The organism is Alcanivorax sp. HI0083 (genome assembly GCF_001635175.1).
In genome coordinates this window covers 1-3777 of the sequence record NZ_LWFX01001459.1, presented here as the reverse complement: position 1 = coordinate 3777, position 3777 = coordinate 1, and the positions used below count along the sequence as shown (strand labels likewise).

The 3777-nt window shown below is 60.1% G+C and carries 4 protein-coding genes; all 4 read left to right on the top strand.

Features of this window, described 5'->3' with window-relative positions; genetic code table 11:
• The coding region (locus A3754_RS22130; protein WP_063521360.1) for a ribose-phosphate pyrophosphokinase at nt 1–770 on the top strand (770 nt) is incomplete at its 5' end.
• 205 nt (nt 771–975) lie between these two features.
• Nucleotides 976–1623: a 50S ribosomal protein L25/general stress protein Ctc gene (locus tag A3754_RS22125; RefSeq protein ID WP_063521359.1), complete on the top strand. Its 648-nt coding sequence runs from the start codon at nt 976–978 to the stop codon at nt 1621–1623.
• An 8-nt stretch (nt 1624–1631) separates the two neighbouring features.
• Nucleotides 1632–2219 (top strand): aminoacyl-tRNA hydrolase, encoded by a 588-nt coding sequence (pth, locus tag A3754_RS22120; protein ID WP_063521358.1) that lies wholly within the window; start codon nt 1632–1634, stop codon nt 2217–2219.
• A 188-nt stretch (nt 2220–2407) separates the two neighbouring features.
• Nucleotides 2408–3499 carry a redox-regulated ATPase YchF gene (ychF, locus tag A3754_RS22115; protein ID WP_063521357.1) on the top strand — a complete coding sequence of 364 codons (1092 nt, stop codon included), beginning with the start codon at nt 2408–2410 and terminating at the stop codon, nt 3497–3499.
• Nucleotides 3500–3777 lie beyond the last annotated feature (278 nt).

The following is a 3777-nucleotide window of genomic DNA, read 5'->3' as shown; positions in this document are numbered from 1 at the left end:
ACAACAACCTGATGGAACTGCTGGTCATGGCCGACGCCCTGCGTCGCTCCTCCGCAGGCCGCATCACCGCCGTTGTTCCCTACTTTGGTTATGCCCGCCAGGATCGCCGCGTGCGCTCTGCCCGCGTGCCAATTACCGCCAAAGTGGTCGCCGACATGATCACCGCCGTCGGCATTGATCGCGTGGTCACCGTAGACCTGCACGCCGACCAGATTCAGGGCTTCTTCGATATCCCGGTAGACAACGTCTACGCCACCCCGTTGATCGTGGCGGACATCGAACGCCAGAACCATGACGACCTGATGGTCGTCTCCCCGGACGTGGGCGGTGTCGTCCGTGCCCGCGCCCTGGCCAAGCAGCTCAACGACGCCGACCTGGCCATCATCGACAAGCGCCGCCCCAAGGCCAATGTGTCCCAGGTGATGCATATCATCGGTGAAGTGGAAGGCCGCACCTGCGTACTGGTGGACGACATGGTCGATACCGCCGGCACCCTGTGCAAAGCCGCCCAAGCCCTGAAAGACCACGGCGCCGCCAAGGTGATTGCCTACATCACCCACCCGATCCTGTCCGGCCCGGCCATCGACAACATTGCCAGCAGCGCCCTGGACGAACTGGTCGTCACCGACACCATTCCCCTGTCCGAAGCCGGCCGCGCCTGTGCCAACATTCGCGTCCTAAGCCTGGCGCCCATGCTCGCCGAAACGGTACGCCGGGTGAACAACGAAGAATCCCTGAGCGCCATGTTCGACCGGCTGGAGCTGGTATAGAACGCCAGACGCCAGATGCTCGACGCCTGACGCTGAAACCCGCTCTTCGAGCGGGTTTTTGCTTTTTGGCGCGTCCGTCATCAGGCGTCTGGCGTCTGGCGTGCTTTTCATGCATAATCGCGCCCCCGCGGAATCCTCCGTGGCTTTATCAACCTCTCTGGCCGACCTGGTCGCGGGAAGCCCGAGAGCATACTGGAGACAGACCATGTCCAATGAATTCCTGCTGAATGCAGAAAGCCGCAGCGATACAGGGAAAGGTGCGAGCCGCCGCCTGCGTCGTCTGCAAGAACGTGTTCCCGGCATCCTCTACGGTGGCGAAGCCGAGCCGCAGATGATCAGCGTTGAGCTGCGCGAGCTGAAAAAAGCCCTGGAAAACGAAGCGTTCTACAGCCACATTCTCACGCTGAAGCTGGACGGTGCCAGTGTACAGGCCGTACTGCGTGACATGCAGCGTCATCCGGCCAAGGGCCACCCGCTGCACGTGGATCTGCTGCGCGTCGACAAGACCCACAAGATCACCATGAACGTGCCCCTGCACTTCATCAACGAAGAAAGCTCTATCGGCGTGAAGAAGCAAGGCGGCGAGATCCAGCACAACTTCGCAGAAGTGGAAGTGAGCTGTCTGCCCCAGCACCTGCCCGAGTTCATCGAAGTGGACATGGCTAACGCTGAAATGGACACCGTGATCCACCTGTCCGACCTGAAACTGCCGAAAGGCGTGGAACTGACCCAGCTCGCACTGGGCGAAGACCACGACCAGCCGGTGGCCGCGGTTCACCAGCCGAAAGTCCGTGCGTCCGCTGATGACGATGCCGACGAAGCGGCAGGCGAAGAAGCCTCAGGCGAGGAATAAGACGCACCGTGGCGGAACCGGTTCGACTGATCGTAGGCCTGGGCAATCCAGGCCGCGAATACGAAGACACCCGCCACAATGCCGGCGTCTGGTATGTAGACGCCCTGGCCCGACGCCAGGGCGTCTTCCTTACCGAAGACAAGAAATATTTCGGCCTCACCGCCACCTTTTCCTTTGAAGGCGAAACCATCCGCCTGCTGGTACCGACCACCTTCATGAACCGCAGTGGTCAGGCCACCGCCGCACTGGCAAACTTCTTCAAGATTCCCGTTACGCAGATGCTGGTTGCTCACGACGAGCTCGACCTGCCCCCCGGCTGTGCCCGCTTCAAGCTAGGCGGCGGCCACGGAGGCCATAATGGTCTGCGCGACATCATCAGCCGACATGGCAACAGCCGCGACTTTTACCGGCTGCGCCTGGGCATCGGCCACCCCGGCTCTGCAGACCGGGTTACCCCCCACGTGCTGAACAAACCCTCCCAAGCCGATCGGGACCTGATCGATCGCGCCATCGATGAAGCCGTCCACTACACCGCCGATATGCTCCGCGGCGACCTGAATGGCGCCATGAACCACCTCAACGGATTTAAAGCGTAGGCAGCTTCTGGCTTCTGGCTTCTGGCTTCTGGCTTCTGGCTTTCAGGATTAGCCCCACCCCAAACGATACTGTCTTTGCTTTTTCTCGAAGCTCGCAGCTCATAGCTCGCCGCTGTTTCCGCTCTGCGGTGGTCGCTTTTTCAGCCCGGCTTCAGTAGCATTGCGGCCTCGAAAAATGGAGGTCTGTCATGGGTTTCAAATGCGGTATCGTCGGTCTGCCCAACGTGGGCAAATCCACCCTGTTCAACGCGCTGACCAAAGCGGGTATTGATGCCGAGAACTTCCCGTTCTGCACCATTGAACCCAACACCGGCGTGGTGCCAGTACCGGACCCCCGTCTGGACAAACTCTCCGCCATCGTCAGCCCGGAGCGGATCATGCCCGCCAGCATGGAATTCGTGGATATCGCCGGCCTGGTGGCCGGGGCGTCCAAGGGTGAAGGCCTGGGCAACAAGTTCCTGGCCAACATCCGTGAAACCGATGCCATCGCTCACGTGGTGCGCTGCTTCGACGATGAAAACGTGATCCACGTATCCGGCAAGGTATCGCCGCTGGACGATATCGCCGTGATCAACACCGAGCTGGCCCTGGCCGACCTGGACACGGTAGAAAAAGCCCATCTGCGCGCCACCAAGGCCGCCAAGGGCCAGGACAAGGATGCCAAAGGCTTGCTGCCGGTACTGGACAAGGTGCTGCCCGCCCTGAACGAAGGCAACCCGGCACGCTCCGTAGACCTGAATGACGATGAACGCAAAGCCATCAAGAGCCTGAACCTGCTGACCCTGAAGCCCACCATGTACATTGCCAACGTGGACGAAGGCGGCTTTGAGGACAACGCCTTGCTGGACGCCGTGCGCGAGCTGGCCGAAACAGAAAACTCTTCCGTGGTACCCATCTGCGCCAAAATCGAATCCGAGATTGCCGAACTGGACGACGAAGAAAAAGCCGACTTCCTCGCCGACCTGGGCATGGAAGAGCCCGGCCTGAACCGGGTCATCCGCGCCGGCTTTAACCTTCTCGGCCTGCAAACCTATTTCACCGCAGGCGTAAAAGAAGTCCGCGCCTGGACCGTCAAGGTCGGCGCCACCGCGCCCCAGGCTGCCGGCGTGATTCATACGGATTTCGAGAAAGGTTTCATTCGTGCCGAAGTCACCGGCTACGATGATTACATCGACAACAACGGCGAGCAGGGAGCCAAGGAAGCCGGCAAGTGGCGCCTGGAAGGCAAGGAATACATCGTCAAGGATGGTGACGTGGTGCATTTCCGGTTTAACGTATAAGAGACGCGGCACGCACCACGCTTCATGCAACACGCCAAATAAAAAGGCCGCCCTTCCGGGGCGGCCTTTTTATTTGCGCTGTCAACTGTCCACTATCAACCTTCAACTGCTTTTCAGTCTGTTCCGCCCGCATTCACCGGCTCGAAGTCTTCATCTTTCAGCTCCGGCAGCTTCTCATCGCATCCCTGAATGCCCTGCTTTTTCAGGTTGGTGCAGACCCTATCCAGCTTGTTGTCCACGGCGTGCATGTGATCCAGCAGCAAGTGAATCGCTTCGGC